Consider the following 26,998-nt stretch of genomic DNA (forward strand, 5'->3'; position numbering starts at 1 on the left):
CACTTCACCTATTCCATAATATTTTCAAGGCCGTATACGAATGAATCAATTTTCATAACAGTTTCAACAGCGGTTTTTACACCCGACATAAATGAGGCCCTTGTGTAAGAGTCATGGCGGATCATGAGTGTCTGCCCTTCTGAACCGAACAAGACTTCCTGATGGGCAATCAGGCCTGGCAGGCGTACGGAATGGATTCGCATTCCATCCTTTTCGGCGCCCCTTGCTCCAGGAATTGTTTCTTTTTCGTCCGGATGGCCCTGTTTTTTCGTCGCCCGTTCTTCGGAGATCATTTGGGCGGTCTTTATAGCGGTGCCAGAAGGAGCATCCAGCTTCCTGTCATGGTGCATTTCAATAATTTCCACATCTGAAAAATATTTTGCAGCCATTTTTGCGAACTTCATCATAAGGATTGCACCAATGGCGAAATTCGGAGCAATGATGCACCCCAGGCCCTTTTCACTGGCAAGCTCTTCAAGTTCTTTCAGGTCTTCAGGGCTGAATCCGGTCGTCCCAATTACAGGCCTAACATTATAGGTTAAAGCCGTCCTTGCATGGTGCATTCCCGCTTCGGGAACGGTCAAATCAATAAGGACATCAGCTTTTACTTTTTGAAGGCATTCCTCAATATTCGAAAAAACAGGCACTTCGGTTATAGGGAAGTGGCCGATTTCACCTAATTTACTGCCGCCGTTCTTCCTGTCCAGGACTGCCACAAGCTCAAATCCGGGAGTTTCGGCAGCTAACTTAACCGCTTCGGATCCCATTCTGCCACGGGGCCCGGCAATAACCACTCTTATTTTTTCCATGCCCACCACTCCATTATCTGTTATTTTTTTGTCCAGCGATCTTTATCCCTTGTCCTGAATTTCTCCATCACCATGTCATGCGCCTGTTGAAGGTCGATATTCAGGGAATTGGCTAGGCAGATAAGAACAAACAGAACATCACCGATTTCTTCCTCAACTGTTTTTTCCTTTTCTGTCTTCTTTTTTGGTTTTTCACCATAATAATGGTTAATCTCCCTGGCAAGTTCACCAAGTTCTTCGGTGAGCCTTGCCGTCATTGCCAGAGGGCTGAAATAGCCTTCCTTGAATTGCCCTATGTGCTCGTCCACCTCTTTTTGAAGCTGGCTTACCGTCTTGGCATCCTTCATGATAACACCCCGTATGTAATAAAGTATAACTTTCATCAGTGGAGGTTTCATCCCCAACTGATTAATTTGACCCAATCCGACCCTTAAGAGGGTTGAACCCCGCCTCTTTTCTTGCTAACCCTTGTTTTTTAGGTGGGTCTTACTGCCCGCGTGGGATATAAATTATGTTTAGGAAAAGTTGCTGATGGCTATAGCTTTCATGTTAGCTAAATTATTTTCCATTTACAATATTATTGCACATGTTTGATTTTGACCGCAATTGCTCTTATCTGTTTTATTCGCTATAATTAAATCCGCTTTGACAGGGCAAATTATGGCAAGGGAGGCAGCAAATTATGATATATGGCCTAAAAGTAAAAAATATTTTATTGATTCTGCTCGGCACTGCAATCATGTCGTTTGGAATTGTAAATTTCAATATCCAGAATAAGCTTGCTGAAGGCGGAGTGACAGGGATTACCCTCCTTCTTTACTTTCTTTTTAAATTCAATCCCGCTTATACGAATCTCCTGATAAACATTCCCCTCTTTTTTATGGGCTGGAAGCTGCTTGGCCGAAAATCCTTCTACTATACCGTTATCGGTACTGTCGGAGTTTCTGTGTTTTTATGGATATTCCAAAAGGTGCCTCTTGATATGCCCCTAAAAGACGACCTCCTTCTTGCGGCATTGTTCGCAGGCGTCTGCATTGGAGTCGGCCTAGGAATTATTTTCAGATTTGGAGGTACATCGGGCGGGGTTGACATTATCGCCAGGGTTGCACAGAAATACTGGGGTATCAGCATGGGAAGAACGATGTTTTTGTTCGATGCGATTGTCATTCTCGCTTCTTGGCTGACTTATTTAAATTACAGAGAAGCAATGTATACGCTTGTTGCAGTCTTTGTCGGCGCAAGAGTCATCGATGTAATGGCCGAGGGAGCCTATTCGGCCAGGGGTGCGATGATTATTTCAGAAAAAAACAAGGAAATAGCCGAAAAAATCTTGAGCGAGCTCGACCGTGGGGTGACCGTTTTAAAAGGCTACGGTTATTTTACAAAAAACGAACGGGAAGTTTTGTATTGCGTTGTACCGAAAAATGAAATTATCAGGTTGAAAAACGCAATTACTTCCGTTGACCCGCACGCTTTTGTCTCCGTGACGGCAGTCCATGATGTACTCGGTGAAGGCTTTACACTTGATTCGAACAAAAACCCTTTTGAGATATAGAGAATGGGCGAAAACAAAAATCATCTAAGCAAAAAGAAAAGAGCGGAGCCATTAATTATGGCCCGCTCTTTGTTATTCGCTTCTATTCATTCCAGTATAGATAAGAACGAGCCTTACAAGCTCGAGTACGGCTACCGCCGCTGCTGCAACATAGGTCAATGCTGCTGCATCCAAAACTTTTTTCGTATTTCTCTCTTCTTCATTACGGATGATTCCGAGCGAAATTACCTGGTCCATTGCCCTTGAAGAAGCATTGAATTCGACTGGCAGGGTAACAACCTGGAACAGGACAGCCGCCGCCATGAAGGCGATTCCGACAAGGAGCATCCCTTGCAAATTCGCTAGAATTCCAATCAAAATCAAAACCCAGGCAAAATTGCTGCCGATGTTTGCGACTGGAACGAGTGCATGCCTGAACCGCAAGAACGCATAAGCCTGATCATCCTGGATGGCGTGCCCAACCTCATGGGCTGCAACAGCCGTTGCGGCAAGAGAGTGTCCATGATAGATATCAGGGGAAAGCCGAATGGCCTTAGCCCTTGGATCGTAATGGTCGCTAAGAAAGCCCCTGCCCTCTTCAATCCGAACATCGTATATTCCATTTGACTGAAGAATTTCCCTCGCCACTTCAGCGCCTGTTTTTCTGGAAGAAGACTCAATTTTCGAGTATTTATTGAATGCTCCCTTAACCCTCATTTGTGCCCAAAGCGGGATTAAGATAATTAGTCCAATATAAAGGATAAACATCATTTGCCTCCTACAGTTTTCTTGTTGTTATTTAAAATTTTATTTGGACAAGGAGTGAATGTCAATCTTTTAGCTTAATGGACCGTTTTTTCGCTATTTCCCTGTCGGCTTTATATTTTTTCCAGCCCACATAGGAAAGTGTCAGAATAATGATGCTTCCTGTCGATATGATTACCCACCAAAGCGAAGGGTCTGCCTCATCCTCCTCTACCCCTTCAAAAATGTCCTGCAGGCTTGCCTCCAACTCATTCAGTTCAACTTTTTCCTCCTTACTTGCAGGCGTTACTGGGTTAATTGAGGAAAGGAAATCAACCCTCGCATTCAGCCTTTGTATAGAATCTGCCCCAACATTAATTTTCATGCTTGGATATATCAAATCGTATAACGATAGGAAAGAATTCAAATTTACGTGAAATTCCATGGATTTTCCTTCAAGGGCAGCCTTTTTCGCAAGCAGGAACGACCCCATTACTTGATCTTCCATCTCAGCCCACAATGGTTCATGGGAAGAGGCGAGAGCATCCATCACAAGCCTGAAGCGGGTTACCTTGTTTAGCCGTTCATTGTACTCCATTGAAGGGCTTGCAACCGCCTCCATTGCTTCATCTCTTGACATTGATACGATTCTTGCTTCATCAACTGAAAAAGGGAAACGTCCACCACTCATGCTTCGCAATTGCTCTGAAAAGTAATTCAATAGTTTCTCGGCATCCTCATAGCGCTGATCCTTGACCATTTGGAAGGCGTCGTCCGAAAGTGTATCGAGTTGTTCTATAGCTGCAGGCCGGCCATCCGCCAAAACCTGGACCGGGAAAGATAATAAAAATAGGACAATAAGAAAGATTTTTAGCCTCATACATTGCCACTCCTCTCATACTACTAGAATGTATGAAAAAAAGGACAAGTCTAGAACTTGTCCAAGGGGTGGGTGTATAAATTCCATCTTTGATTTTAGCCTTAACAATCAGGGTTAGAGTTTTAGTTCAATACGTCCCGGCCTAAGGCAAACATACCAGGCAAGGAAGATGGAAACGATAGAAAGCCAGAATGTAAAGTAACCTATTTCTTGTACATAAATGTTAAGGACTTCATATCTTGGCAGCATAAAAAACACATAATCAATTACGTCATTATGTAGCGTCCAAACTGCAGTTACGGTAAGATGCCACCACTTTACCCGGTAAAACGGTGCGTAAAGCAAACCCTGGACTGCCATGGCAAAATGCGAGCCTACTAGCATCCAGCCAATCCAGCTCAACTCCCCTGTAACAGCCCAAACGAACAAATTCATGGCTACCGCCCATATCCCGTACTTGAATAACGTTACAAGTGCCAACGCCTCCAGCAATGGCCAATTCCTTTTAAGGAGAAACGCAATTAAGACGAACACGAAAAACAGGCTGGCCGTTGGGCTGTCTGGTACAAAGGGAAGAAAAACAGGAGGTGTTTCATTTAGTTGGCCGCCATACCAGTAATATCCGTATGCAGTACCGGCAATATTGACTATTAACAAGAGCCATAGGAAGGGCCTGTAAGCCAGAAAAGGATAAATCTGTTTGATCACAAAAATTGCCGCCTTTACAGTTTATGTATAAATGATCCTATCACAAAAGGAAGAAAAGAAAAAGCTGGTGAGTTTCCATCACCAGCTTTTTCAATCTACTCGCTTTTCAGGGTAGAAATGTATTCAGAAAGTTTCTTAAGCTCCTCATCGGTGCCTTTAAAGATCCCCGCAGGCATATTCTTGAAACCCTTTACGGCAACTTCCGCGACGTGGTCAGCTGGGAACTCCTCGTCGACCAGCTTTGGTCCCATAGCCGTTCCTTGTAGCTCGCCGCCATGGCAGCTAATACAACCTTGAGCTTCATAGATTTTGTATCCATCAACATCCTTGTCAATTCCCTGGATAATTTGCCCCTGCCTCTTGGCTGCATCCCAGTCATGGGTCGCTACAGACTGATAAGTCAGGAAGAAAACGCTTGCTATACCCAAAAGCATGAATGCAGTGGCGGCCGGGCGTTTTGATGGCCTGCGTTCCGGCCCGCGGTCGAGAAATGGCGCGAGCAAAAGGGCGCCGAATGCGAGGCCAGGAATGACCATTGCACCAATGACTGTATATGGCCCGGCTGCATAGGAATATTTCAGCAGCTGGTATAAAAACAGGAAATACCAGTCAGGGAGCGGGAGATAGCCCGCGTCTGTTGGATCGGCAATTCTTTCAAGCGGCGGTTCGTGCGCCACTGTCAAACTTAAAAAACCAACCAGGAAAACGGCTCCGACAAGCCATTCCTTCAAAAGGAAGTTCGGCCAGAAAGCTTCGGTTTTTCCGGGGTATTCAGAGTAATCTTTAGGAATCATAGGTTTTCGCTCGGATGGCGCCAAGACACGTGAATCGCCAACGAACTTCATACCTTTACCGCGATGCATCGAACAATCCCCTCCTCTTTTGTAGCATTGAACAGGACAGCAGCCCTGTCTATTTCAAGAAATTCCACCCGACTCTTATAGCGGTCCCGAGATGCCCTGTTTTCGGATCATTATGAAGTGGGCTCCCATCAGTCCCAGCAATGCGCCAGGCAGGAAGAACACATGGATTGCAAAGAACCGCGAGATAGTCTGTGCACCTACGATTTCTTGATGGCCCGCCATCAGCGCTTTTAGTTGAGGGCCGATAAGTGGGGTAGCTTCAACAATTTGAAGCGTTACCTTAGTCGCGAAAAGTGCTTTCATATCCCAAGGAAGCAGGTAGCCTGTAAGGCCAAGACCCAGCATGACAAAGAAAATAAGCACGCCGACAATCCAGTTCAATTCACGTGGTTTTTTGTATGCGCCCTGGAAAAATACGCGCAACGTATGTAGGAACATCATGACAATGACAAGGCTCGCACCCCAGTGGTGCATGCCGCGGACGATTTGCCCGAAAGCAACCTCGTTTTGCAGGTAATAGACTGATTGCCAGGCATTCTTAATATCCGGCACATAATACATGGTCAGGAACATTCCTGACAGGATCTGAATGACTGTAACAAAGAACGTCAATCCGCCAAAACAGTAAACAAATGCAGAAAAATGATGGGCGGGGTTAACGTGTTCGGGCACTTCATGGTCTGCAATATCGCGCCACAGGGGCGTAATATCCAAACGTTCATCTACCCAATCGTAAATCTTGTTTAACATTGATTACGCCTCCTTTCTAGGCTTTTCTAGGCTTTGCCTTTCCTAAATAAAGATAGCCGTCTACTTCCTTATATGGATATACATCAAGCGGCGCCATTGGCGGAGTGTTTGGAACGTTTATACCGCTCTTGTAATAACGCCCATCATGGCATGGACAAAAGAATTCATTTGGATGCTTTTCACTATTATTCCAGCCAACAGTGCATCCAAGGTGCTTACATACAGGTGAAAGAGCGACAATTTTGCCGTCGTCATCCTTATACACCCAAGCAGTGTGCGTCACTTCAGATTCATACCAGGCATCTTTTTGCTTAAATGTGAAATCCACCCGGACAGGTTCGCTTGTAATGTCCGCCATTTTTTGCGATGTCGGAATGAAATCGCCTGCCTCGTCAGCCCTTAGGACAGGATCAATGGCAAAACGGACCATCGGCATCAGCATGCCAGCGGCCATAAATCCACCCACGCCTGTCAATGTATAACTAAGGAACTGCCTTCTTGAAACTCGATGCTTACTCATGGTTCTCCCCCCTCTGTTCAAAAGTTAAGTCCATCGGACAATTAACATATATTAACTAGGACATTATCATGATATATCAATCTTATGGCAAGGTCAATATAATACTATTTTGTGAACTTTTAATACCAGCAATCTTTGAAAGCGGCATCATTCGGACCGCCATTTGGCAGTAAACAACTGCATGAGCTGTTTGACCTGATCATTAACTAAAAGCACTTTTTGCTGCTCATCGATGCTTGCCAATGGCAGCGCTGGAAGCCAGATTAAGGAGCCTTTAAGGTTTTCCTCCACAGTCCGCCATTCCTGAGCCGATGTGAGGAGGAAGATATGCCGGATTCCCTCAGCAGTAAGCCGTTCTTCCCAAATGTTTAGTCGGGCAGAGGCTTCCACCATTTCCTCCTTCAGATATGTAAATGGCGGTAGCAGCAACAGTCTGCCGGTAAATTGTCTTTCCAGCTGTGTCGCAAGGATCCCGATGTATTCTGCCGCCGATGCCGACCCAGGGAGCCCCTCTCCGAATTCGATTCCCACTAATGGAATAATAGCTGTATCCACATATTCTTTTGCCTCGATATAGGATTTAATATCCACTGCAGACCATTTCATTCTTTTTATTCTCCTCGTAATCTTTTCTATTGATTCAATCATATCATTGCCGACGCTTCTCAATTAGGTTCTATTTTATATTTCTTAATTAACAAAAGAAAAACCCGCTTATAGCAGGCTCTCATTTTTCTGACTTTTTTTCAGCCTATTCAGCTGCTCCGTAAAAGCAAGGAAGGCTTCCTTGTCCTGTTTGTCGAGTGCCTCATCAATCAGGAGGAGCAGTTTTTCTTGGTTAAATCGCTGAATGCTGTGCCGCAGGAATTGCTCGGCATCGGCCCGGTCTTTCTCATTGACCTGTAAATGTCTTGGCACATAGGGATTATCCTCGAGGACCGCCGCATATTGATGGACTTTATTCGATGCGTTGAAATTCAGCTGAATGTAAATTTCCTCCTCCCTGTTCAACCGTATATCGTGGAAGGACTTTTCCGCATCTGTCGTCATGATATTTTCCTTATAAAAACGGAACGGGACTTTGTCGGTGCAATGGGCGGACATGATTAGCCCCCTTGGGCAATATTGGGCCTGTTCGACGAAATGCACCTTCTCCATCAACTGGTCATGGCTCATTAGATAATTCAGGATCCACACGCACTCTCTTCTCTTTAATTGGTAATGGTTCAAAAACCATCTGATAAAGTCCTTTTTCTCGTTGACAGATACAGGGGTTGCCATGATCGTTTCCCTCCTCTGCGAGTTTAAACTTTACAAATTCTGAGACAGGCGTTCAACCAGATCTGCATATTCCTCATTTACAGGATCCCGCCTTACTAACTCTTTAAAAATTTCGGCAGCCTTGGCGGTTTTTCCTTCTTCAATTAAAAAATATCCATAATCATTCAAAAAATTATCATTATTTTTAAAATAAAGGTATGCTTTATCATAATTTTCCGCAGCTTTCCCGTATTTTTCCAAATGAGCGAAGGCAATAGCTGCATCCCAGTGGAACTGTGGTTCCGCATGCTCATCGATATTAATAGCTTCCATCAGCTCAATAACATCTGCAAAACGTTCCTGGTGAATTAGCAGCTTATCGAGAGTTAAAGCAGCCTCGGTAAAGCCGGGGTCCAATGCGAGTGCCTCTCTTAAAAATTGCTCGGCATCCTCTTGCCTGCCTAATTTTAGAGCAGCCTTTCCGCCAAAAAAATAAAGGTCCTTATTAAATTCATCTTGGGTGATCCCATCCTTTACCGCTTCCAACGCCTTCTCAAGCTCTTCTTCCTTTTCGTAAGCCCCGGCGAGGTAAAGATATAGGGAGTGGAAGTCTGGATCAAGAAGTTTTAATTCCTCGAACCTCTCGATAGCAGTCCGGTTATAGCCTGCTTGGAGTGCGGTGAACGCGCAGCCAAACAGTGTATTGATTTCAATCTTGCTTTGAAGCGCCTTTTCATAATGCGGCATTGCTTCCTCAAATGCACCTGAGGCGCTCAAACAATCCGCCAGTCTTTGGTGGATATTAATTCCGGCTATTTCTTCCTGTACTTTCAATACTTCCAAATACAATTCAGCTGCTTTTCTCATTTCCCCAGTTGAACTATACAATTCAGCAAGTGCGAAATCCACGACAGGTTCATCTGGTAAAGTGTCTTTTGCAAGCCTGAGCTTCCTTTCGCTCACTTCGAATAAACCCTGCAATTGGTATAAATCGGCCAGCAATAAAAGGGCTTCCCCGTAGGATGGGTCATCCGGCTCAATTTCTTCAAGCAGCAATATCGCCTTTTCTTCCTCATCATTATCGATATATGCCTCGGCGAGAAGAACAATTATTTCTCCCTCTCCTGGATAAAACAATAGGAGGTTTTCAAACAGGGAAATGGCTTCCTGCAGAAAACCATACTGGAGAAGTTTTTCCGCAAGCAAGAATTTTTCTTCAGGCAGCCCGCTTTTTAATACTTCATTATATTCTTCGATGGCTTCCTTATGTTGGCCATTTTCAAGCAAACTAATAATTTTCTCTGTTTTATCCATATTTTCTCCGCTCCGAACACGTGAATTTTTATATCGCAAAGAAGGAGTGGGTTTTGACCTTAATATATTCCCCATTCCCTTTCGCAAAATCAGTCTTGTCCCCTACACGGATAATATTTCCTCTTTGGACGGTCAGGAGCAAGTTATCGCTATTGAAAAGGAATATGGATTTTTCATCCGCAATGCCAATTCCCTCTTTCTTATATAGATTATAGCTTAATTCGGCATTATGCATAAGGCTTGACCTCCATGGATACATGCCAAGCTTATTTAATACATAGGAAGAAAGAGGGGTGAACTCCTCAAGCTCCGCCTGAATAGATGGTATTCTTTCCTGCACCATTATTTTTTTCCACTTAGCCAAGAGCTGTTTCCTCACCCCTTCCTCTCGATAAGGAATATACGGGATAAGCGGACAGTTATATGGGAACAGCGCTTCGCGAATCCTTCCCCACGGTATGCTATCGAGCCGGGTTATAGAATCAAGTTCAACAAAAACTCCAGGAAGTTTTCTTTTTTTGCATTCCCTCAACAAGGAAGGATTCAAGGTTTTCAATGGAATTTTAATCCCGATAGCATAATCAGCCGGCAATCCTGATAACCTTTCTTCAACCTCTAAAACCCTTGCATGAAGATCCCTTTCATGCTCCACTTCCGCAAAGGTCAGGACGGTTGTGCATCCTTTTTTTAAATACCTAGCTTCAATTTCCCTGGTTATTTCATCTGCCGGAATTTTCGGAAGCGTCCCGTCCAGAATGGTATAGGTTGGGGTCATTAAAAATGGTTCAATCGTCATTTTCGTGTAAGAATAAGGAGGTATATTCTCACGGACAACTGAAACCACTTTGCCGTCTGTCAAAATTGATTGGCAGTTTAGGCGGGTTTCCCTTAATATAGTGGCATTCTCAATAATGTAAGGCATATTATCACCCTTTAGCAAGTCTTAAGACAAGCTATGCTGAAAGAAGAAAAATATGCTCCTGGTGTGGGTTTTGAATTTGCTAATAAAGAAAAGGCGCCGTGCATGATACCGGCGCCGTTTTTCCTATATGCCCCAAATAACTAGGCAAGCCTTATTGAAGGCTATCGAGATGGAGGAAAAAATCAGGATAGGAAACTGCAATTGCTTCGGTGTCAAGAAGTTCAATTTCAGTTTTGCAAATTAGCGCAGCAATGGCGAGCATCATTCCTATTCTGTGGTCGCCATGGCTAGTTACCGTTCCGCCACCGAGGGCTGTTCCTCCGGTAATAACCATGCCATCTGATGTTGTCTCGATTTTCGCTCCAAGCTTGCGGAGTTCGGTTGCGACTGTTTCAATCCTGTCCGTTTCCTTCACTTTAAGCTCGGCCGCATCCTTAATGATTGTTTCGCCTTCAGCCTGTGAGGCAAGAAGGGCAATGATTGGCAGTTCATCGATAAGCCTTGGAATTAGATCTCCGCCAATGGTTGTCCCTTTCAGGCGTGAATGCCTCACCAAGATATCACCCGAAGGCTCAAACGTATCGCCTGATGAACGAACAATGGAAATATCGGCTCCCATTTTCTCGAGAACATCCAGAATGCCCGTACGGGTCCAATTTAGGCCAACATTCTTTAGGATTATTTCACTTCCTGGAACGAGTGATCCTGCTGCAAGGAAAAAGGCTGCCGAAGAAATATCGCCTGGAACATTTATTTCTGCGGCATGAAGCTTTTGCCCTCCCAGGACGGTAATAGATTTTCCAGATGTTTCAATCTTTCCGCCAAAAAGGCGAATCATTCTTTCTGTATGGTCTCTTGTTGATGCTAACTCTGTTATGAAAGTTTCACCTTCAGCCTGGAGTCCTGCCAGGAGGATGGCGGATTTGACCTGTGCACTGGCAACGGGAAGTTTGTAGGAAATCCCTTTCAGGGTTCCGCTGCTAATCGTTATCGGGATGAACTTGCCGTTCTCCCTGCCGTCAATGTTGGCTCCCATTTCCTTCAACGGGTCGGCCACCCTGTTCATCGGGCGCTTGGCAATGGATTCATCGCCAGTCAGCCTGGAAACAAACGGCCTTCCGGATAATAGCCCCATCATCAGCCTGATGGTGGTACCAGAGTTACCTACATCAAGCAGGCCACTGTATTCCTGTAGTCCATCGAGCCCGGCTCCCATTATTTTCACATTTGTTCCAGTTGTTTCAATTTTTACGCCCAGATTCCGAAAGCAAGAAACAGTGCTGAGGCAGTCATTTCCCGGAAGGAAGTTGCTTGCAACCGTTGTACCTTCCGAAATGGCTCCGAACATGACGGCTCGATGGGAAATCGATTTATCCCCAGGAATGCTGATTTCTCCGGAAAGGCCCGCTCCGGCGGGAGTTACTGTTATTGATTTCAATTTTGGCACCTCCGGGTTACATTAAAGTTCATATGAGGTCGGAAAAGAAGTACATGACTGAATGCATTTCTCTGCCCTGTCGCGATCGAGGGATGTCTGGAAACTAATCGCCAGAGCTCCGTAAATTTCTTCTCTCGTTTCAATTATCCTTATATTCGTGATACTGATTTGCTCTTCTGCCAAATAGCCGGTAATTTCCGAAACGACCCCTGGATAATCCGGGATATCGACATATAAATCATAAAATGCCGGAATAGCCCCTTTCTCTTTTACTGGGAGCCTATCACGGAAACTTTTAGCCTCCGAAAAATAGGAAGCCAGGGCCACCTCATCAGATTCGAGCAGCAAGGAACTTACCCGGTCCATTTCCCCTCTCCACAAATCCAGCAACTCAAGGAGGACTTCTCTATTATGGAGCAGTATATCGCGCCACATTTCAGGGCTGCTGGATGCAATCCGGGTAATATCCCTGAAACCGCCAGCGGCAAGCCTTGGCAAAAGTTCATATTTTCCCGATAAGCTTTTGGTTTGATGGACAATGGACGCGGCAATTATATGGGGAAAATGACTGATTACTCCGGCGAGGTAATCATGTTCATCAGGGCTTAGCTCCATGAATCTAGCCTTAGTGCCTTTCAGCCACTCTTTAAGTATTGCAACACTTTCCTCGTTCTCGCTATCTGAGGGAGCCAATATGTAAAATGCGTTTTCGAAAAGAATATCCTTTGCGGCGGTTATTCCGCTTTTATGTGAGCCTGCCATTGGATGCCCTCCAACAAAGGAAATGCCTTTTCTTTTTAATGGGGCGGCCAGGCGGGCTATTTCTTTTTTTGTGCTCCCGGTATCGGAGATGATGACCGAGTCTTTTAACTGGCACGTCTCCAGTTCAGTTAGGATTCTTGCCGTTTCCCTAACTGGTGCTGAAATGATGATTAAATCTGCATCTGCAGCGCCTGCCTTAATTGTTCCAGCAACCTCATCAATCGCGCCTAGCATTTTTGCAAGCTCAGCCTGCCGCTCTCTAATGTCGTAGCCAGTTACTTTTGCTTCTTTATGGGCCTTTTTAATGCAAAGCGCCAAAGACCCGCCAATCAATCCTAATCCAATAATAAAAACGTTGCCCTTCACTCTGACACTCCCCTATACGATCGCATTGCATTCTTTTTCGAGGAATGCTTCGAATTCATTCAAAAGGGCAGAAACTTGGCTTTCCGACCCGACGGTTACTCTTACACACTGCGGGAAACCGAGCAGCGCTCCTGACCTGACAATAAAGCCACGTTCAAGCATGGACTGGAAAACATGGTTCGCTTCCGTGCGAAAGTCAATTAATATAAAGTTTCCCTGGGATGGATAGAAAGGGAGATTCCACTTTTCACAGAAACGGTAAAACATCTCCAGGCCTTTCCTGTTTTCCTCCCGGCATTGGACGACGAAATCCTGGTCTTCGATCGCTGCCTTTGCCGCCTGCTGGGCGAGGGTGTTGCTGTTGAATGGTTCCCTTGCCGGCTCAAGAGCCCTGATGATGGAAGGATTGGCCATTCCATAGCCGACCCTTAGGCTTGCAAGGCCGTAAATTTTTGAAAACGTCCTTAAAGCAATCACGTTGGAAAACCTATCTATAAGTGTTAGCGAGTTATGGAAATCTTCAGCAACAACATATTCGTAATAGGCTTCGTCGATTACGACAAGCGTATCTGCAGGAACGTTTTCCAAAAACGAAATTAATTCGTTCTCCGGAATATAGGTGCCGGTGGGATTATTCGGGCTGCAAACCCAGATTACGTTCGTATTTTCGTCTACCGCCTTAAGCATGCCGGCCAAATCGTGCTGTCCGTCAATTAGAGGTATCTCCCGTACTTCCGCACCTTCAAGGATGGCGTTATGTCGATATTGCGGAAAGGTCGGAGAAGCCATGACTGTATTGGCCCCAGGGTATAGCAGGGCCCTTGAAATGATACGGATCAGTTCATCTGAACCATTCCCAAAAATGAGCCGGTCAGAAGTGATGTCAAGCATGTTTGAGAGGGTTTCCCTCAATTCGCCTGCGTGGCCATCCGGATAGATGGCAAGGCTATCCTCATAGGCACTTAAAACTTCCTGGGCCTTTCTGGAGCATCCGTATGGGTTTTCATTTGATGCAAGTTTCACGATTGATTCCAAACCGTATTGCTTTTTAACTGATTCAATGGATTTGCCTGGCTGATAGGGTGATAAGGTTAACAATTGCTTTTTCCAGCGCATTTTTTGAGCACCTCGTTGCTATACTTCGCTGCTTCAACGCTTTAAAGTATGTGTTTTTTTCTTTTCATTCTACCATAGGCAAGTAAAGAAGTCAGCGTTTTTTTACTTTTGTGAACTTAAAAAATTATCCAACAGAAACTCTATCCGTGTATCAGTTAAATCTTTAAGGCATGGCTGGCCGATATCGGCAAGAAGGACAAATCTTGTTGTTCCCCCTACCGTTTTTTTATCTTGTTTCATCCTTTTCATTAAACCTTTTTTTGAAAGGCCCTCCGGGATGGAGGCTGAATAGCCAAGCTTTTCAATCCAAGACCTGAGGCTGTCCGTATCAAACGTTAAGCCAACTTCGGCCCTGCTGGCTTCCAATGCGAAAAGCATGCCGATCATGACCGCTTCACCGTGCGTAAAGTTCCCGTAACCCATCTCTGCCTCAATCGCGTGTCCCAATGTATGGCCAAAATTAAGGTAGGCGCGTATGCCTTTTTCATGAGCATCCTCTGCAACGATAGAAGCCTTTACGTCAATTCCCTTCTCAAGCATCGTTTCATATTGATTTAGTGGGATTTGGCCCAAATCGTCAACGTTGTTTCGAAGCCAATTGTAAAGCGCCGGGTCACCTATAAGGCCATGCTTTACAACCTCGGCGAATCCTGAACGAATTTCGGATTCAGGAAGGCTTTTCAGAAAATTGAGGTCGTAGAAAACAGCCTCTGGCTGATGGAAGGCACCAATCATATTTTTTCCAAGATGGTGATTGATGCCTGTTTTCCCTCCGACAGAGCTGTCATGAGCCAAAATGGTAGTCGGTACCTGGATGAAACGGATTCCCCTCATGAATGTCGCCGCTACAAAGCCGGCTAGGTCACCAATCGCTCCCCCGCCAAATGCAATAATCAGCGAATTCCGATCCAGGCCATTTTCAAGTGCGCACGTCATAGCTTCATAGTAGAATTCAATCGCCTTTGCCTGTTCCCCTCCGGGTGCTGTAAATACGGCCGACTTAAATGGCGCCAATTCCTCCAATAGAGCAGGCAAATATAGCCTCCCTACATTTTCATCGGTGATAATAAGCAATTTAGTAAAATTCACATTTTCCGAGGCTAAAAACGGCTTTATAAGTGATACAGCATGTTCACCGATCATGACCGGATATTTTTTAGATGCTGTACGTACTTTAAGAGCCTTCATCAAAAAGTCCTCGCACGTTCCCGATGATTCCCTAAATCCTCCAAAAAGACATCCATTCGATCAGCATGGAATTGCTCGACAAGCGCGGAAGCCAATTCCCATGCAACCACACTTTCAGCGACTACTGCCGCAGCCGGAACCGCGCAGCTGTCAGACCTTTCAATGCTCGCAGCAAACGGTTCTTTCGTTTCAATATCAACGCTTAGGAGTGGTTTATAAAGCGTAGGGATCGGTTTCATGACACCTCTTACGATAACCGGCATTCCATTTGTCATCCCGCCTTCAAATCCGCCAAGGCGATTGGTCTTCCTGCTATATCCATGAGATTCATCCCAAATGATTTCATCGTGGACTTTTGAACCTGGTATGTGGGCCGCTTCAAAGCCAATCCCGATTTCTACTCCCTTAAAGGCATTGATGCTGACAATTCCTCCTGCAATCCGCGCATCTAGCTTCCGGTCATATTGGACATAGCTGCCTACTCCCGGCGGCATTCCGATTGCCGTTACTTCAACAATCCCACCGATTGAATCCCCGTTTTCCTTCGCAGAATCGATTGCATCCATCATGGCCTGCTCAACATTAGGATCAAGGCAGCGTACCGGTGAATTTTCGCTCCGCTCCTTCATTTCGTTTATCGAAATCTCTGGGACTTCGGCTATTATGCCGCCAATTTCAGTTACATACGAAACAATTTCAATTCCCGCCTGCTCCAGGAGCACCTTAGCTACCGCTCCGGCCGCAACACGTGCAGCAGTTTCCCGGGCGGATGAACGTTCAAGGACGTTTCTGATATCCCTATGCCCGTACTTTATCGCGCCATTTAAGTCAGCATGGCCTGGCCGGGGCCTAGAAATTCTTCTTTTAACATCTGCCTCTGCTTCTTCATCAATCGCCTCTGGCCCCATAATATGGGTCCAGTGCTTCCAGTCATCATTTTTAATCACGAGCGCAATCGGAGAGCCAAGCGTCCTGCCATGGCGAATTCCGCCGGCAATTTCCACCGTATCCTTTTCAATCTGCATCCGCCTGCCTCGGCCATAGCCTTTTTGCCTGCGTGCAAGTTCAGCGTTAATTTGTTCCGCCTGGATTTGCATCCCTGCCGGAACCCCTTCAATAATTACAGTCAGTTGGGGGCCGTGCGATTCCCCTGCAGTAAGATATCTCATTTTGCATTCCCCTTTTGAAATGATTATAGATATGGTACAGGTCATTTTTGATTTTGTCACTATGTTCTTTTCCATTTCAATAAACATAACACTTTTACCAAAATTCCCTTTTAAGAAAACGTATACAAAAAGAGCACCCAAATTGGCAAGTGCTCTTTTTTTTGACTAGTTAATCCAGCCGTTTATTAATTTGCTGTATTCAACAATCTCTTCCTGTTTAAAGAAAATGCCGATTTCACGTTCGGCGCTTGCAGGAGAATCTGAACCGTGAATGATATTCTTCCCAACAGTCAGTGCAAAGTCACCACGGATGGTTCCTGGCGCGGCATCTTTTGGATTGGTTGCACCCATCATTAGGCGTGCTGTCGAAATCACATTTTCCCCTTGCCATACCATGGCGAATACCGGACCGGATGTGATGAAGTCAACCAACTCACCAAAAAACGGACGTTCTTTGTGCTCTCCATAATGCTCTTCAGCCAGCTCGCGTGGGATGTTCATCAATTTTGCTCCAACCAGCTGGAATCCCTTCTTTTCAAAACGGGCTACGATATCACCAATTACATTCCTTTGTACCCCGTCTGGCTTAACCATTAAAAATGTCTTTTCCATTCATTCCACTCCTAAATATATATGTATCCTGATTGCTCATTGAGGCAATGCACGAAAATCGTACCATTTTTCAGAAGTATTCGCAAGAAGGAAGAAAAGCCTTCTGGCTCTTTTTCCGCTCATCAGAATTTCCGTTTTCCAATGAAGTTTGCAATATCCCTCAATGTTTTTTTCGACCTGTTTTGTGGAAGGCCATCCAAAATATCCATTGCCTTTTTCAAGTAGCGATTACTCAATTCATAGGATTTTCCAATCGCACCCGAGTTCTTGATTACTTCAATGACTTCCGCTAGTTCTACCTGGGTTGTATGTTCTCCTATTTTACTAACCTTAGCCTTTATGGCAGGATCAGCCATTGCATAGAGGACTGGCGCGGTGATATTTCCCTGGATCAGGTCGCTTCCGGCTGGTTTACCCAGTTCTTTTTCTGTTGATGTAAAATCAAGGATATCATCAATTATTTGATAGGACATTCCTACATAGTAACCAAACCAATAGAGCTTCCTGCTGATTTCCTCACTCGCATCGGCTGCGATCGCACCTAGCTGGCAGCTGACAGCTATAAGAAGGGCTGTTTTCCTTTTGATCCTTCTAAAATAATCCCTCATCGTTTGGTCAAACTGGTATTTATCGCTTATTTGCTGGATTTCGCCAACACATACCTCAACAATTGTATGGGCCAGGATTTTATGGGCTTTTGGCTTTTCGATGGTAGTCATCAACTCAAGCGAAAGGGCAAAAATGTAATCTCCTGTATACATGGCTATCCGATTGTCCCACTTTGATTTAATTGTTGGCTTTCCTCGGCGCAGTTCCGCGTCATCAATGACATCATCGTGGACAAGGGAAGCCATATGAATCAATTCAAGTGAAACCGCTACGTTCTTGATTGTATGTATATCATAATTCCCAAATTTGGCAGCGAGCAAAACAAAAACAGGACGGATCCGTTTTCCGCCCGCCTGAAGGGTGTGCAAAGAGGCCTGCCGGAGCAGCAAGGATTCCGCCTGGATTGTTTCCTCAAGTGTATTCTCAATTAATGATAAATCGGAATTTAAAAATGAAGACATCATTTTTAATTTCATAAAGGCATTCACCCTGCTTTTCTACTAAAACTTCTGCTTTCTATTGCTTATATCCGATATGGACCGCTGCTGCTCCTCCGCTGTACGGCTTGAAGGATACCTTTTTAAATCCTGCCCCTTCGAACATACGGGCAAGCTCCTTTGCTCCCGGGAAATCGCGAGCTGATTCCTGAAGCCACGAATACTCCTCATAGCTTTTGGCAAGTAGTTTTCCAAACATAGGCATAATGTACTTGAAGTAGAAGAAGTACAACTGCCTGTATACAGGCATGGTAGGCTGAGAGGTTTCAAGGCAGACAACAATGCCTCCGGGTTTTACTACCCTGTGCATCTCCTTTAATACCTGCATATAATCCGGAACATTCCTAAGACCGAAACCAATTGTCACATAATCGAATGAATTATCTGGAAAGGGAAGTTCCATTGCATTTCCATGGATAAGAGAAGCCTGGCTTAGCTTGAGGGCATCTATTTTTTGCTGACCGATTTTCAGCATATTCTTGCTGAAATCCAGCCCAATCACCTCGCCCTCTTTTCCGACGGCATCAGCGAGGGCAATTGTCCAATCTCCGGTTCCGCAGCAAAGGTCCAGCGCTTTCGAGCCAGGTTGGACATTCATTTTCTTCATGGTGTCCTTCCTCCAGGCGATATGCCGCTTGAAGCTAATCACGGAATTCATCTTGTCGTAGTTGTCATAAATGCTTTCAAAGACAGAATGAACCCGTTCTTCCTTTGAACGTTCCATGCTCCTTAACCTTCTTCCACGAAAATTTTTATTTCACCGAGTAAATCTTCTACCCTGTTTCTTAAAGTATCATTCATGTTCATAACAGCAGCCATTTTCGTTTTAAGCTCCTGTTTTAACAAGGCAAGTTCTTGGTCAAGCAAATCAACCAGGTAGGAACTGTTCCAATTTCCCAAGCCGCTCTCGAGGCCGTCTTTACTGGCGGCCGCTTCCAATGCGTCAAAAAAAGGGGAATCCTCTCCTCTGGTATACTCGTTTCTTTCTTTAACGAGTCTCTTTAGGAGGAGGAGACTTTCTATAAACGGTGTCCATGCACCCCTCCCGAAGAAGTCGGAAAATCTAGAAAGGACTGATGCCTCGATATTTTTAACACTTTCCAAAAGAAGAGCGGTCGACTCAAATTCCTTTTGATAAAGGAGGGTTTTATGTTCATTTACTCTCTTAATACCTTGTGAAAGGGTCCGAATCATCAAAATGTCGTCTGATTCAGCCAAATGCTTATAATACAGCCCGCTATAATAGTCACCGGCAAGCACATTCAACTGGCGTACTTTCGCGCCGGTAAGGGACTGGGTGTTCGTAACGTGTTCATGAATGTCCAGGGCGATCTGCACGAGCATGGCAGTAAGGGCATAGTTCTCCCGTTCCCGTTCCGACAAGCTAAGCCCATCCATGGCGGAAACAAGCAAAAGGAGCTTGTCGTCATCAATGATGGGAACTTGAATATATTTTAGCAAATACGGATGGAAGACCTTCTTGTCAATCAGGGCCTTTATCCCTGCAATTTTACTATTTATATCCTGCACTCTTTATCACCCCGGGGTATGCCTAAGCTGCGCCAACGATCTTGGGCAGAAGGGAGTAAAAACCCTCATTTTGCCCTAAACATAGCAGACATCATTATAACATAAAACATTTTTATATGGTGAAGTTTCACAAAATAATAACGAACATTGGAGCGTTATCAGCAAAAAACAACAGAACGGGAATAGGTCACCGTTCTGGTTGGATTGGATTGCTATTTTCCTGGCCCGCTTTCCATTTCACCAAAGCTGGTGAGGATGGTCGCTTTGCCCCTAATTTTCATAGCTGAGGTATGTTCGGTAAATTGGGCAATCATTACTTCCCCCTTGTCCAATTTTTCCGAATGGTGGAACCTGGTATCAGTCCCCCTCGTCAGGCCGATAACACTGACGCCATCTTCAATGGCCTTAATGAGAATGAAGTCCCCTGATTGCTGTTGCTTCTTTTCCATTTCGTCACCTCCGCCTTGCAGTTTCCTATGGTCAGTTATTGATGAAGGATAAAACCTCAGACCTGGCAATCGCGTTTTCAACGAAAATGCCTCGGACCGCGGAAGTCACTGTTTTGGAACCAGGCTTCTTGACTCCACGCATCGTCATGCACATATGTTCCGCTTCAACAACAACCATAACACCATGCGGCTGGAGCTTGTCCATGATGCTATTCGCAATTTCCGATGTGATCCGCTCTTGAAGCTGTGGCCTTTTTGCAACGGCCTCAACGGCCCTGGCAAGCTTGCTTAATCCTGTAACCCTTCCATTTTTCGGCAAGTAGGCAACATGCGCTTTCCCAAAAAACGGAACGAGATGGTGCTCGCACATTGAGTAAAAAGGAATGTCTTTCACGAGAACGAGTTCTTCATGGTCTTCCCCAAATATCGTTTCGAAATATTCACCGGGATCCTGGTTCATCCCGCTAAAAACTTCCTCATACATTTTTGCGACACGTTTCGGTGTATCCAGCAGCCCTTCGCGGTTAGGATCCTCTCCGATTGCTTCGAGGATGGATCGTACCGCTATTTCAATCTGGGCTTTGTTCACTGTTGACATCAGCTTACCCCCTACTGTTATCTTGCAAGTCTCCTTCATATTAGCATAACCTTTTTAAAGCAAGCAAAATGAAGTGCTTTTCGAAAAACTCCCTGTGCATTTTCTCCGATGCTTATTGTAAGCAGATAAAAAAAGCCATGGATTCCTCCATGGCTTTTTTTGCGCCCAAAGCACGTTCTATGTAATTATTTCACTGCGTCTTTGAGTTGTTTGCCTGGTTTGAAAGCTGGTACCTTGCTAGCCGCGATTTCGATTTCTTCGCCAGTTTGCGGGTTGCGTCCTTTGCGAGCAGAGCGTTCGCGAACTTCAAAGTTTCCGAATCCAATCAAAGAAACTTTATCGCCATTTTTAAGAGCTTCTAAAATGGAATCAAAAACAGCATCAACCGCTTTGGTAGCATCCTTCCTGGAAAGTTCGCTTGCCTCTGCTACTGCATTGATCAGTTCTGTCTTGTTCATGCCATTCACCTCCTCCCAAATAATTTGCCCAGTGAGTAGAATACGTTACTTATCTACATTTCTAAACAAATTTCATCAATTCTATACGCGGTTGCGTATTTTATTGACAAGGCTAATCATATAGCAAGCCTTGTTGGATTTCAATTGTTTTTATAAAAAAACGAAAAGAAAACCCAATGAAATAAAGGCTTTTTGCTTTGTAGGCTAATTCTGTTAAAAGATTATCACAATCAATTGGTCTAATCAAGAATATTCCTTTAAATAGTGGAAATCTTTTTACTTTTTCCTATCCGGAGATAAGAGTTGTCGAAAAATGAGTCTTTTTGTTAAAAAACTATTAGAGAATTTTAGGCCAAAAGCCTCTTTACCAGGCATTTAGACGCATTTTTATTTCAATCTAAAACGGAAGAAAAAAAAGGCTGTAAAAACAGCCTCTTCGCCAAAATGAGCATAACCTATGAAAAAAAGGAGGGAGGAAACCCTGAACTGGCCATTTAACCAGTTCTAAAGAATAATAGCTATTAACCCTCCCGAGCCTTCGTTGATAATCCTTTCAAGCGTTTCTTTCAATTTATATCTTGCATTATCTGGCATAAGGGATATTTTCGCATGAATCCCTTCCCTTACAATTGAACTGAGGCTTCTGCCGAAAATATCGGAGTTCCAGATGGAAAGCGGGTCATCTTCAAAGTCCTGCATTAGGTAGCGCACAAGCTCTTCGCTTTGTTTCTCAGTCCCAATAATCGGGGCAAATTCAGACTCCACATCGACTTTTATCATGTGGATTGACGGTGCTACTGCCTTAAGCCTAACCCCGAAGCGCGCTCCCTGCCTGATGATTTCCGGCTCTTCTAGGCTCATATCCGATAAAGTAGGGGATGCAATGCCATACCCTGTTTGTTTTACCATCCTCAATGCGTCCGAAATGTGGTCATACTCGGCCTTAGCGTGGGCGAATTCCTGCATGAGTTCTAGTAGGTGATCCTTTCCTCGGATTTCGACCCCGACAATTTCCTTAAGGATATCATCATACAGTTCGTCCGGAGCGTACAAATCAATTTCGGCTACTCCCTGACCCATTTCAATCCCGGCAAGCCCAGCCCTCTCAATAAACTCGAAGTCACTAAATTGATGGACTACCCTGTCAACATCCCTCAGCCTCTTAATATCCTTCACAGTATCACGGACAGCTTCCTGGTAGCTTTCCCTTAGCCAATGATTCTCCCTTAATACCATGACCCAGCTAGGCAGGTTCACATTTACCTCAAGGACAGGGAATTCATACAAGGCTTCCCTTAGCACATTTAGCACATCCGATTCGCGCATCCCTTCCACACTCATCGCGATGACCGGAATGTCGTATTTTTCGGCGAGGCTTACCCGGAGTGCCTCTGTTTGGGGATGATGCGGCTGCGCGCTATTGACAACCATAATGAAAGGCTTGCCAACTTCCTTCAATTCATTTATGACTCTCTCCTCGGCATCGAGATAAGATGTCCTCGGAATTTCACCAATTGTTCCATCTGTCGTTATGACAACACCGATTGTTGAGTGCTCCTGGATAACTTTCCTCGTGCCTATCTCTGCTGCTTCATGGAATGGAATTGGCTCTTCATACCACGGGGTTGTGATCATCCTCGGCCCATTTTCGTCTTCATATCCCTTAGCGCCTGGAACGGTGTAGCCGACACAGTCAACCAGCCTGATATTTACTTCCAGCCCCTCATCGACATAGACTGCCGCGGCCTGATTTGGGACAAACTTTGGTTCGGTTGTCATGATGGTTTTCCCAGCCGCGCTTTGCGGCAACTCATCCATTGTCCTGGCTTTGTCTGCCTCATTGCTCATATTGGGCAGGACAACGAGTTCCATAAACTTTTTGATAAAAGTGGATTTGCCGGTCCTTACAGCGCCGACAACCCCGAGATAAATATCGCCGCCAGTCCTCTCAGCAATATCTTTAAAAATATCTACCCTTTCCAAGAGATCCCCTCCCGATCCTAGAATAAGTGGGATAATCGTATCCATTTAGGTAATTTTGGACAGTATATGTTTATGATGTTGTCCTATTGAAATATGCTACTATCTAGTATATTTATTTTTACCTCCTGTTCGGATTGCCCAAAAGTATGTGTCCGGTGCGGTTTCTTCCAGCAGCCTTGAAAAATGCAAAAAACCCTTCTCCTATAACTATATTTTTAAGGAGAAGGGTTATGACTGTTATTAACCAGGAAAGACCTGTAAAGAGTTTACTATTTTAGTAGCATCGGATCAACTTCCCATAAAAATCGGTTCTCCGCTATTGGGATCGAGGGTGTATGGGAGCGAATACGCAGGCACAAACATGGACTTATCTGTCAGGATAGACCGAATATCGTCACCTTGCTTAAATTTACTGGTGGAGTCTTTTAGGTATTGATATAAATCGCTCTGGTAATCAACATATATTTCGCCATTTCCCGCAATGACAAAGGAGAGGTTATGCTGCGTGAATGGGCTTACCACATAAGGAGGAGTCTTATATCCAAGCTTGGAAAAGTCGAGCGAATAGACATTTTTACCTACAACTTCCTTAAATGGCGGATAGCCGTTTGCTTTAATCCTCATCTTTATTTCGCGGATTTGATCCACAATGCGTAAATCCAGAAGCTTTACGGTTGGATTTGATTCAACATCGATAAGAACATATTGGAATATGCCACCATTTTCAAACGCATTTCCTGGAGGTTCCTGTATATAACGAGGAGAAATCCTCGTAAAGTCGATGATGTATTTTTCGTAAATGGCAGTATCTGAATCCTTTGTTTTGATTGGAAGTATTCCATCATTATCCCTTTGGAAGCTATCGACTGCAGCCTGTACAGATTGAACCTGATCTTCATAAGGTGTCTGGTTTTTTGCAAGCTGATCGCTAGGATACATACAGCCCCCCAGAAGCAGGATAAGAAAAATCGGCACGGCCAGCTTTAACATTTTCATCATTTGACCAACCTCTTTAATCATATTGGCTATTCTCCCGTTGGACCGCTTATAACAACGAGGAATATGATTATTCCCGATAATATCATCAAGGCATAAGCGAAAATTGCCGAGATAAGCCGGAAAACCCCTTTAAGTTTAAATCTGCTAAAATAAATCATTATCATTGAAATAAACATAAATCCCATTGCTGCTAGAGAAACCCACATTTTCATTAATGACGGTGACAAAGCACATCCCCCCTTTTTCCGAGAGTAATTATATCATAGGCTGCATAAAGGGTGAAATGGAACCGCCCTTTGAGCAAAAAGAAAAGAGCAAGGGAGGCGAATCCTTGCTCAAAACATGTGACTAAATTACCCAAACTACGTTCCACGAAACCAGTTTGATTCGTTGCATTGTATGCAGGCAAAAAAATAAATGCATCGCCAATCGCCCACATGAATGAATTAATTGAAATCTTTACGGTTCATTTAAAATATTCGTCAAATCTTCCATTTCGTGAGTCTTCCCACGTGCCATTAATAAATCGGCTGCATCTTGGGCTGGTAGGCCTTCAAATAATACTTTATACAAAGTTTCGGTTATTGGCATTTCAACCTCATATTTGGCCGCAAGCTGGTATGCCGCTTTTGTTGTGCGGACTCCTTCAACGACCATCCCCATGTTATCGAGCACTTCCTCAAGCGACTGCCCTTTTCCAAGCAAATTTCCCGCTCTCCAGTTCCTGGAATGCACGCTTGTGCATGTAACAATTAGATCGCCAATTCCAGCCAAGCCTGAAAAGGTTAACGGATTGGCCCCCATCTTCACTCCGAGCCTTGCAATTTCGGCTAAGCCCCTAGTCATGAGGGCAGCCTTTGCATTATCACCAAATCCAAGACCGTCCGTAATACCCGCAGCAAGGGCGATAATATTCTTAAGCGCCCCGCCAATTTCCACACCGACTACATCCGGATTGGTATATACCCTGAAGTTTTGATTTATGAACAAATCCTGGATCCTTTCGGCTTCCGCCATATTTTCCGAAGACACTGTCACCGTGGTAGGATGCCTTAAGCTCACTTCCTCCGCATGGCTCGGCCCCGAAAGAACGACGATCGATTTCAGAAGCTCTGGAGGCATCTCTTCCGCAATCATTTGGGAAATGCGAAGCAAAGAGTCTGGCTCGATCCCCTTGCTTACATGGACGATTGTAAGTGGCTGATTACGGCTTTCCCGTATCTTGCCGATAACTTCCCTGATTGCTTTCGTCGGTACGGCAAGTATTAAGGTATCCAAGTCGGCAAGAGCTTCATCCAATGAATTTGTAGCATGGATGGATTCATGAATTTTAATGCCTGGCAGGTACCGTTCATTTGAATGGGTTGAATTTATCTCCTGTACCTGAGCAGGATTATGGCTCCACAGCCTTACATTGTGGCTATTGTCGGCAAGAACAAGGGCAAGGGCTGTCCCCCAGCTGCCCGCGCCGAGCACTGCAATTCCCATTGTTTGTTCCCGCATTCAAATCACTACCTTTTAATTATTTTCTTTCCCTGGCATAAATCCTGATTGGGGTACCCTCAAAGCCGAATGCATCCCTTATCCTGTTTTCCAGGAACCGCTCATACGAGAAATGCATTAACTCCGGTTCATTTACAAACACAACAAAAGCGGGAGGCTTCACGGCAACCTGTGTTGCATAATAGATTCTCAGTCTGCGCCCTTTATCCGTAGGAGTTGGATTCATAGCCACCGCATCCATGATGATGTCGTTGAGGATGTTTGTCTGCACACGCATGGAGTGATTCTCGCTTGCCATATTGATGACAGGAAGCAAAGTATGGATCCTCTTTTTTGTTTTAGCTGAAAGGAACACAATCGGGGCATAATCAAGGAATTGGAAATGATCCCTGATCTTTTGCTCAAAATCCTTCATTGTTTTCTCGTCTTTTTCAATGGCATCCCACTTATTAACGACAAAAATGACACCCCTGCCGGCTTCATGTGCGTATCCGGCAATTTTTTTATCTTGTTCGATGATTCCTTCTTCAGCGTTTATGACCACAAGGACGACATCCGAACGTTCAATCGCCCTTAATGCGCGAAGAACACTGTATTTTTCAGTGCTTTCATAGACCCTTCCTTTTTTCCTCATGCCGGCTGTATCAATAATGACATATTCCTGTCCCTCATATTCGTATATGGAATCAATCGCATCGCGTGTCGTACCGGCAATGTCGCTAACAATGACCCGCTCCTCGCCGAGCAGCGCATTTACGAGAGAGGATTTACCAACATTCGGCCTTCCGATAAGGCTGAATTTAATTACATCATCAGGATACTCGTCAGCCTCCAATGTCGGGAAATGCTTTGCAGCTTCATCCAGCAAATCCCCAAGTCCGAGACCATGTGCGCCGGAAATCGGAAACGGTTCACCAAAGCCAAGAGCGTAAAAATCATAAATATCTGTGCGCATTTCCGGGTTATCGATTTTATTGACAGCCATGACCACCGGCTTTTTTGTTTTATAGAGAATTTTAGCTACTTCTTCATCGGCTGCAGTTACACCTTCACGCCCATTCACCAGAAAAATGATAACATCCGCTTCATCAATGGCTATTTCCGCCTGCTGCCTAATTTGCTCAAGGAAAGGCTCATCGCCTATGTCGATGCCTCCTGTGTCAATAATATTAAAATCATGCGTCAGCCATTCAGCCGAGCTGTAAATCCTATCCCTTGTCACGCCGGGAATGTCTTCGACTATCGATATCCTTTCGCCAACTATCCTATTAAAAATCGTTGATTTGCCTACGTTTGGGCGTCCGACAATCGCAACTGTTGGTTTTACCATTCAACTCACCCTTAACTTCACATTTTAAGATTAGCAGCTACACCTTGAAAACGCTGCACCTTATTCGTATTCATCCTATAAAATAAA

30 protein-coding genes are annotated in these 26,998 nt (G+C 44.7%); 1 reads left to right on the top strand and 29 read right to left on the bottom strand.

Translation table 11 applies throughout. The features are described 5' to 3' along the window. Positions 1 to 8: 8 nt before the first annotated feature. A complete protein-coding gene (gene dapB, locus AR337_RS05025; RefSeq protein WP_059170942.1) occupies positions 9 to 809 on the bottom strand; it encodes a 4-hydroxy-tetrahydrodipicolinate reductase in 801 nt (266 codons plus the stop codon). Between the two features lie 20 nt (positions 810 to 829). Further along, complete coding sequence (locus AR337_RS05030; RefSeq protein ID WP_059170943.1) at positions 830 to 1,156, bottom strand: nucleotide pyrophosphohydrolase; 327 nt, start codon at positions 1,154 to 1,156, stop codon at positions 830 to 832. Between the two features lie 335 nt (positions 1,157 to 1,491). Between AR337_RS05030 and AR337_RS05035 the strand changes: the two genes are divergently transcribed. Continuing rightward, complete coding sequence (locus AR337_RS05035) at positions 1,492 to 2,364, top strand: YitT family protein (protein ID WP_059170944.1); 873 nt, start codon at positions 1,492 to 1,494, stop codon at positions 2,362 to 2,364. 72 nt (positions 2,365 to 2,436) lie between these two features. Here the strand turns inward: AR337_RS05035 and AR337_RS05040 are convergent, their stop codons facing one another. From AR337_RS05040 to der, 27 genes are all read right to left on the bottom strand, one after another. Further along, positions 2,437 to 3,111, bottom strand: a complete 675-nt coding sequence (locus AR337_RS05040; RefSeq protein WP_082686858.1) for a zinc metallopeptidase — start codon at positions 3,109 to 3,111, stop codon at positions 2,437 to 2,439. Positions 3,112 to 3,172: 61 nt separating this feature from the next. After that, on the bottom strand, positions 3,173 to 3,967 hold the full coding sequence (gene ypjB, locus AR337_RS05045; RefSeq protein ID WP_059170946.1) for a sporulation protein YpjB: 795 nt from the start codon (positions 3,965 to 3,967) through the stop codon (positions 3,173 to 3,175). 114 nt (positions 3,968 to 4,081) lie between these two features. After that, positions 4,082 to 4,672, bottom strand: coding sequence for a DUF1405 domain-containing protein (locus AR337_RS05050; protein WP_059171549.1), 591 nt, complete (start codon positions 4,670 to 4,672; stop codon positions 4,082 to 4,084). Positions 4,673 to 4,770: 98 nt separating this feature from the next. Next, positions 4,771 to 5,538, bottom strand: a complete 768-nt coding sequence (locus tag AR337_RS05055) for a menaquinol-cytochrome c reductase cytochrome b/c subunit (RefSeq protein ID WP_059170947.1) — start codon at positions 5,536 to 5,538, stop codon at positions 4,771 to 4,773. Between the two features lie 75 nt (positions 5,539 to 5,613). Further along, the gene (qcrB, locus tag AR337_RS05060; protein WP_059170948.1) at positions 5,614 to 6,288 is read right to left on the bottom strand and encodes a menaquinol-cytochrome c reductase cytochrome b subunit; all 675 of its coding nucleotides are present in this window, start codon (positions 6,286 to 6,288) and stop codon (positions 5,614 to 5,616) included. Between the two features lie 16 nt (positions 6,289 to 6,304). Continuing rightward, entirely contained in the window at positions 6,305 to 6,808 is a 504-nt protein-coding gene (locus AR337_RS05065; protein ID WP_059170949.1) for a ubiquinol-cytochrome c reductase iron-sulfur subunit, read from the bottom strand. Positions 6,809 to 6,955: 147 nt separating this feature from the next. Continuing rightward, positions 6,956 to 7,414 carry a YpiF family protein gene (locus AR337_RS05070; protein ID WP_059170950.1) on the bottom strand — a complete coding sequence of 153 codons (459 nt, stop codon included), beginning with the start codon at positions 7,412 to 7,414 and terminating at the stop codon, positions 6,956 to 6,958. A 108-nt stretch (positions 7,415 to 7,522) separates the two neighbouring features. Next, the gene (locus AR337_RS05075) at positions 7,523 to 8,089 is read right to left on the bottom strand and encodes a ReoY family proteolytic degradation factor (protein WP_059170951.1); all 567 of its coding nucleotides are present in this window, start codon (positions 8,087 to 8,089) and stop codon (positions 7,523 to 7,525) included. Positions 8,090 to 8,119: 30 nt separating this feature from the next. Continuing rightward, positions 8,120 to 9,382, bottom strand: a complete 1,263-nt coding sequence (locus AR337_RS05080; protein ID WP_059170952.1) for a tetratricopeptide repeat protein — start codon at positions 9,380 to 9,382, stop codon at positions 8,120 to 8,122. 28 nt (positions 9,383 to 9,410) lie between these two features. Continuing rightward, the gene (locus AR337_RS05085; RefSeq protein ID WP_059170953.1) at positions 9,411 to 10,304 is read right to left on the bottom strand and encodes a hypothetical protein; all 894 of its coding nucleotides are present in this window, start codon (positions 10,302 to 10,304) and stop codon (positions 9,411 to 9,413) included. 151 nt (positions 10,305 to 10,455) lie between these two features. Beyond that, complete coding sequence (gene aroA, locus AR337_RS05090) at positions 10,456 to 11,742, bottom strand: 3-phosphoshikimate 1-carboxyvinyltransferase (RefSeq protein ID WP_059170954.1); 1,287 nt, start codon at positions 11,740 to 11,742, stop codon at positions 10,456 to 10,458. 21 nt (positions 11,743 to 11,763) lie between these two features. Next, complete coding sequence (locus AR337_RS05095) at positions 11,764 to 12,870, bottom strand: prephenate dehydrogenase (RefSeq protein ID WP_059170955.1); 1,107 nt, start codon at positions 12,868 to 12,870, stop codon at positions 11,764 to 11,766. 12 nt (positions 12,871 to 12,882) lie between these two features. Beyond that, the gene (gene hisC / locus AR337_RS05100) at positions 12,883 to 13,986 is read right to left on the bottom strand and encodes a histidinol-phosphate transaminase (RefSeq protein WP_059170956.1); all 1,104 of its coding nucleotides are present in this window, start codon (positions 13,984 to 13,986) and stop codon (positions 12,883 to 12,885) included. A gap of 102 nt (positions 13,987 to 14,088) precedes the next feature. Further along, on the bottom strand, positions 14,089 to 15,174 hold the full coding sequence (gene aroB / locus AR337_RS05105) for a 3-dehydroquinate synthase (protein ID WP_059171550.1): 1,086 nt from the start codon (positions 15,172 to 15,174) through the stop codon (positions 14,089 to 14,091). Continuing rightward, positions 15,174 to 16,343, bottom strand: a complete 1,170-nt coding sequence (gene aroC / locus AR337_RS05110) for a chorismate synthase (protein WP_059170957.1) — start codon at positions 16,341 to 16,343, stop codon at positions 15,174 to 15,176. The genes aroB and aroC overlap by 1 nt, the downstream gene beginning before the upstream one ends. 165 nt (positions 16,344 to 16,508) lie before the next feature. Further along, positions 16,509 to 16,955 (bottom strand): nucleoside-diphosphate kinase, encoded by a 447-nt coding sequence (ndk, locus tag AR337_RS05115; RefSeq protein ID WP_059170958.1) that lies wholly within the window; start codon positions 16,953 to 16,955, stop codon positions 16,509 to 16,511. Positions 16,956 to 17,077: 122 nt separating this feature from the next. After that, complete coding sequence (gene hepT, locus AR337_RS05120) at positions 17,078 to 18,040, bottom strand: heptaprenyl diphosphate synthase component II (protein ID WP_059170959.1); 963 nt, start codon at positions 18,038 to 18,040, stop codon at positions 17,078 to 17,080. Positions 18,041 to 18,080: 40 nt separating this feature from the next. Next, complete coding sequence (locus AR337_RS05125) at positions 18,081 to 18,785, bottom strand: demethylmenaquinone methyltransferase (RefSeq protein ID WP_059170960.1); 705 nt, start codon at positions 18,783 to 18,785, stop codon at positions 18,081 to 18,083. A 5-nt stretch (positions 18,786 to 18,790) separates the two neighbouring features. Then, entirely contained in the window at positions 18,791 to 19,591 is an 801-nt protein-coding gene (locus AR337_RS05130) for a heptaprenyl diphosphate synthase component 1 (protein WP_059170961.1), read from the bottom strand. 212 nt (positions 19,592 to 19,803) lie between these two features. Further along, positions 19,804 to 20,040, bottom strand: coding sequence for a trp RNA-binding attenuation protein MtrB (gene mtrB / locus AR337_RS05135; protein ID WP_059170962.1), 237 nt, complete (start codon positions 20,038 to 20,040; stop codon positions 19,804 to 19,806). A gap of 31 nt (positions 20,041 to 20,071) precedes the next feature. Beyond that, positions 20,072 to 20,638, bottom strand: coding sequence for a GTP cyclohydrolase I FolE (gene folE / locus AR337_RS05140; RefSeq protein WP_059170963.1), 567 nt, complete (start codon positions 20,636 to 20,638; stop codon positions 20,072 to 20,074). Between the two features lie 185 nt (positions 20,639 to 20,823). Further along, entirely contained in the window at positions 20,824 to 21,096 is a 273-nt protein-coding gene (locus tag AR337_RS05145; RefSeq protein WP_059170964.1) for an HU family DNA-binding protein, read from the bottom strand. A 504-nt stretch (positions 21,097 to 21,600) separates the two neighbouring features. Then, a complete protein-coding gene (gene spoIVA / locus AR337_RS05150) occupies positions 21,601 to 23,079 on the bottom strand; it encodes a stage IV sporulation protein A (RefSeq protein ID WP_059170965.1) in 1,479 nt (492 codons plus the stop codon). 288 nt (positions 23,080 to 23,367) lie between these two features. Next, the gene (locus tag AR337_RS05155; RefSeq protein ID WP_059171551.1) at positions 23,368 to 24,078 is read right to left on the bottom strand and encodes a hypothetical protein; all 711 of its coding nucleotides are present in this window, start codon (positions 24,076 to 24,078) and stop codon (positions 23,368 to 23,370) included. Between the two features lie 26 nt (positions 24,079 to 24,104). Then, positions 24,105 to 24,305: a DUF2768 domain-containing protein gene (locus AR337_RS05160; protein ID WP_059170966.1), complete on the bottom strand. Its 201-nt coding sequence runs from the start codon at positions 24,303 to 24,305 to the stop codon at positions 24,105 to 24,107. 232 nt (positions 24,306 to 24,537) lie between these two features. Further along, positions 24,538 to 25,581 carry an NAD(P)H-dependent glycerol-3-phosphate dehydrogenase gene (locus tag AR337_RS05165; RefSeq protein WP_059170967.1) on the bottom strand — a complete coding sequence of 348 codons (1,044 nt, stop codon included), beginning with the start codon at positions 25,579 to 25,581 and terminating at the stop codon, positions 24,538 to 24,540. Positions 25,582 to 25,600: 19 nt separating this feature from the next. Beyond that, on the bottom strand, positions 25,601 to 26,911 hold the full coding sequence (der, locus tag AR337_RS05170) for a ribosome biogenesis GTPase Der (RefSeq protein WP_059170968.1): 1,311 nt from the start codon (positions 26,909 to 26,911) through the stop codon (positions 25,601 to 25,603). Positions 26,912 to 26,998 lie beyond the last annotated feature (87 nt).

The organism is Bacillus sp. FJAT-27445, from assembly GCF_001510665.1.
Classification (GTDB): Bacteria; Bacillota; Bacilli; order Bacillales; family Cytobacillaceae; genus Bacillus_D.

Excerpts from the sequence above, each read along its gene's own strand:
- AR337_RS05085 (WP_059170953.1), bottom strand. The coding sequence starts at position 10,304 with ATGCCTTACATTATTGAGAATGCCACTATATTAAGGGAAACCCGCCTA.
- mtrB (WP_059170962.1), bottom strand. The coding sequence starts at position 20,040 with ATGGAAAAGAAGCAACAGCAATCAGGGGACTTCATTCTCATTAAGGCC.
- AR337_RS05080 (WP_059170952.1), bottom strand. The coding sequence starts at position 9,382 with ATGGATAAAACAGAGAAAATTATTAGTTTGCTTGAAAATGGCCAACAT.
- aroC (WP_059170957.1), bottom strand. The coding sequence starts at position 16,343 with ATGAGATATCTTACTGCAGGGGAATCGCACGGCCCCCAACTGACTGTA.
- AR337_RS05145 (WP_059170964.1), bottom strand. The coding sequence starts at position 21,096 with ATGAACAAGACAGAACTGATCAATGCAGTAGCAGAGGCAAGCGAACTT.
- AR337_RS05030 (WP_059170943.1), bottom strand. The coding sequence starts at position 1,156 with ATGAAGGATGCCAAGACGGTAAGCCAGCTTCAAAAAGAGGTGGACGAG.
- AR337_RS05055 (WP_059170947.1), bottom strand. The coding sequence starts at position 5,538 with ATGCATCGCGGTAAAGGTATGAAGTTCGTTGGCGATTCACGTGTCTTG.
- qcrB (WP_059170948.1), bottom strand. The coding sequence starts at position 6,288 with ATGTTAAACAAGATTTACGATTGGGTAGATGAACGTTTGGATATTACG.
- AR337_RS05070 (WP_059170950.1), bottom strand. The coding sequence starts at position 7,414 with ATGAAATGGTCTGCAGTGGATATTAAATCCTATATCGAGGCAAAAGAA.
- AR337_RS05155 (WP_059171551.1), bottom strand. The coding sequence starts at position 24,078 with ATGATGAAAATGTTAAAGCTGGCCGTGCCGATTTTTCTTATCCTGCTT.
- AR337_RS05040 (WP_082686858.1), bottom strand. The coding sequence starts at position 3,111 with ATGTTTATCCTTTATATTGGACTAATTATCTTAATCCCGCTTTGGGCA.
- hisC (WP_059170956.1), bottom strand. The coding sequence starts at position 13,986 with ATGCGCTGGAAAAAGCAATTGTTAACCTTATCACCCTATCAGCCAGGC.
- folE (WP_059170963.1), bottom strand. The coding sequence starts at position 20,638 with ATGTCAACAGTGAACAAAGCCCAGATTGAAATAGCGGTACGATCCATC.
- dapB (WP_059170942.1), bottom strand. The coding sequence starts at position 809 with ATGGAAAAAATAAGAGTGGTTATTGCCGGGCCCCGTGGCAGAATGGGA.
- aroB (WP_059171550.1), bottom strand. The coding sequence starts at position 15,174 with ATGAAGGCTCTTAAAGTACGTACAGCATCTAAAAAATATCCGGTCATG.
- AR337_RS05075 (WP_059170951.1), bottom strand. The coding sequence starts at position 8,089 with ATGGCAACCCCTGTATCTGTCAACGAGAAAAAGGACTTTATCAGATGG.
- AR337_RS05165 (WP_059170967.1), bottom strand. The coding sequence starts at position 25,581 with ATGCGGGAACAAACAATGGGAATTGCAGTGCTCGGCGCGGGCAGCTGG.
- AR337_RS05035 (WP_059170944.1), top strand. The coding sequence starts at position 1,492 with ATGATATATGGCCTAAAAGTAAAAAATATTTTATTGATTCTGCTCGGC.
- ndk (WP_059170958.1), bottom strand. The coding sequence starts at position 16,955 with ATGGAAAAGACATTTTTAATGGTTAAGCCAGACGGGGTACAAAGGAAT.
- hepT (WP_059170959.1), bottom strand. The coding sequence starts at position 18,040 with ATGAAATTAAAAATGATGTCTTCATTTTTAAATTCCGATTTATCATTA.
- ypjB (WP_059170946.1), bottom strand. The coding sequence starts at position 3,967 with ATGAGGCTAAAAATCTTTCTTATTGTCCTATTTTTATTATCTTTCCCG.
- AR337_RS05065 (WP_059170949.1), bottom strand. The coding sequence starts at position 6,808 with ATGAGTAAGCATCGAGTTTCAAGAAGGCAGTTCCTTAGTTATACATTG.
- AR337_RS05125 (WP_059170960.1), bottom strand. The coding sequence starts at position 18,785 with ATGGAACGTTCAAAGGAAGAACGGGTTCATTCTGTCTTTGAAAGCATT.
- der (WP_059170968.1), bottom strand. The coding sequence starts at position 26,911 with ATGGTAAAACCAACAGTTGCGATTGTCGGACGCCCAAACGTAGGCAAA.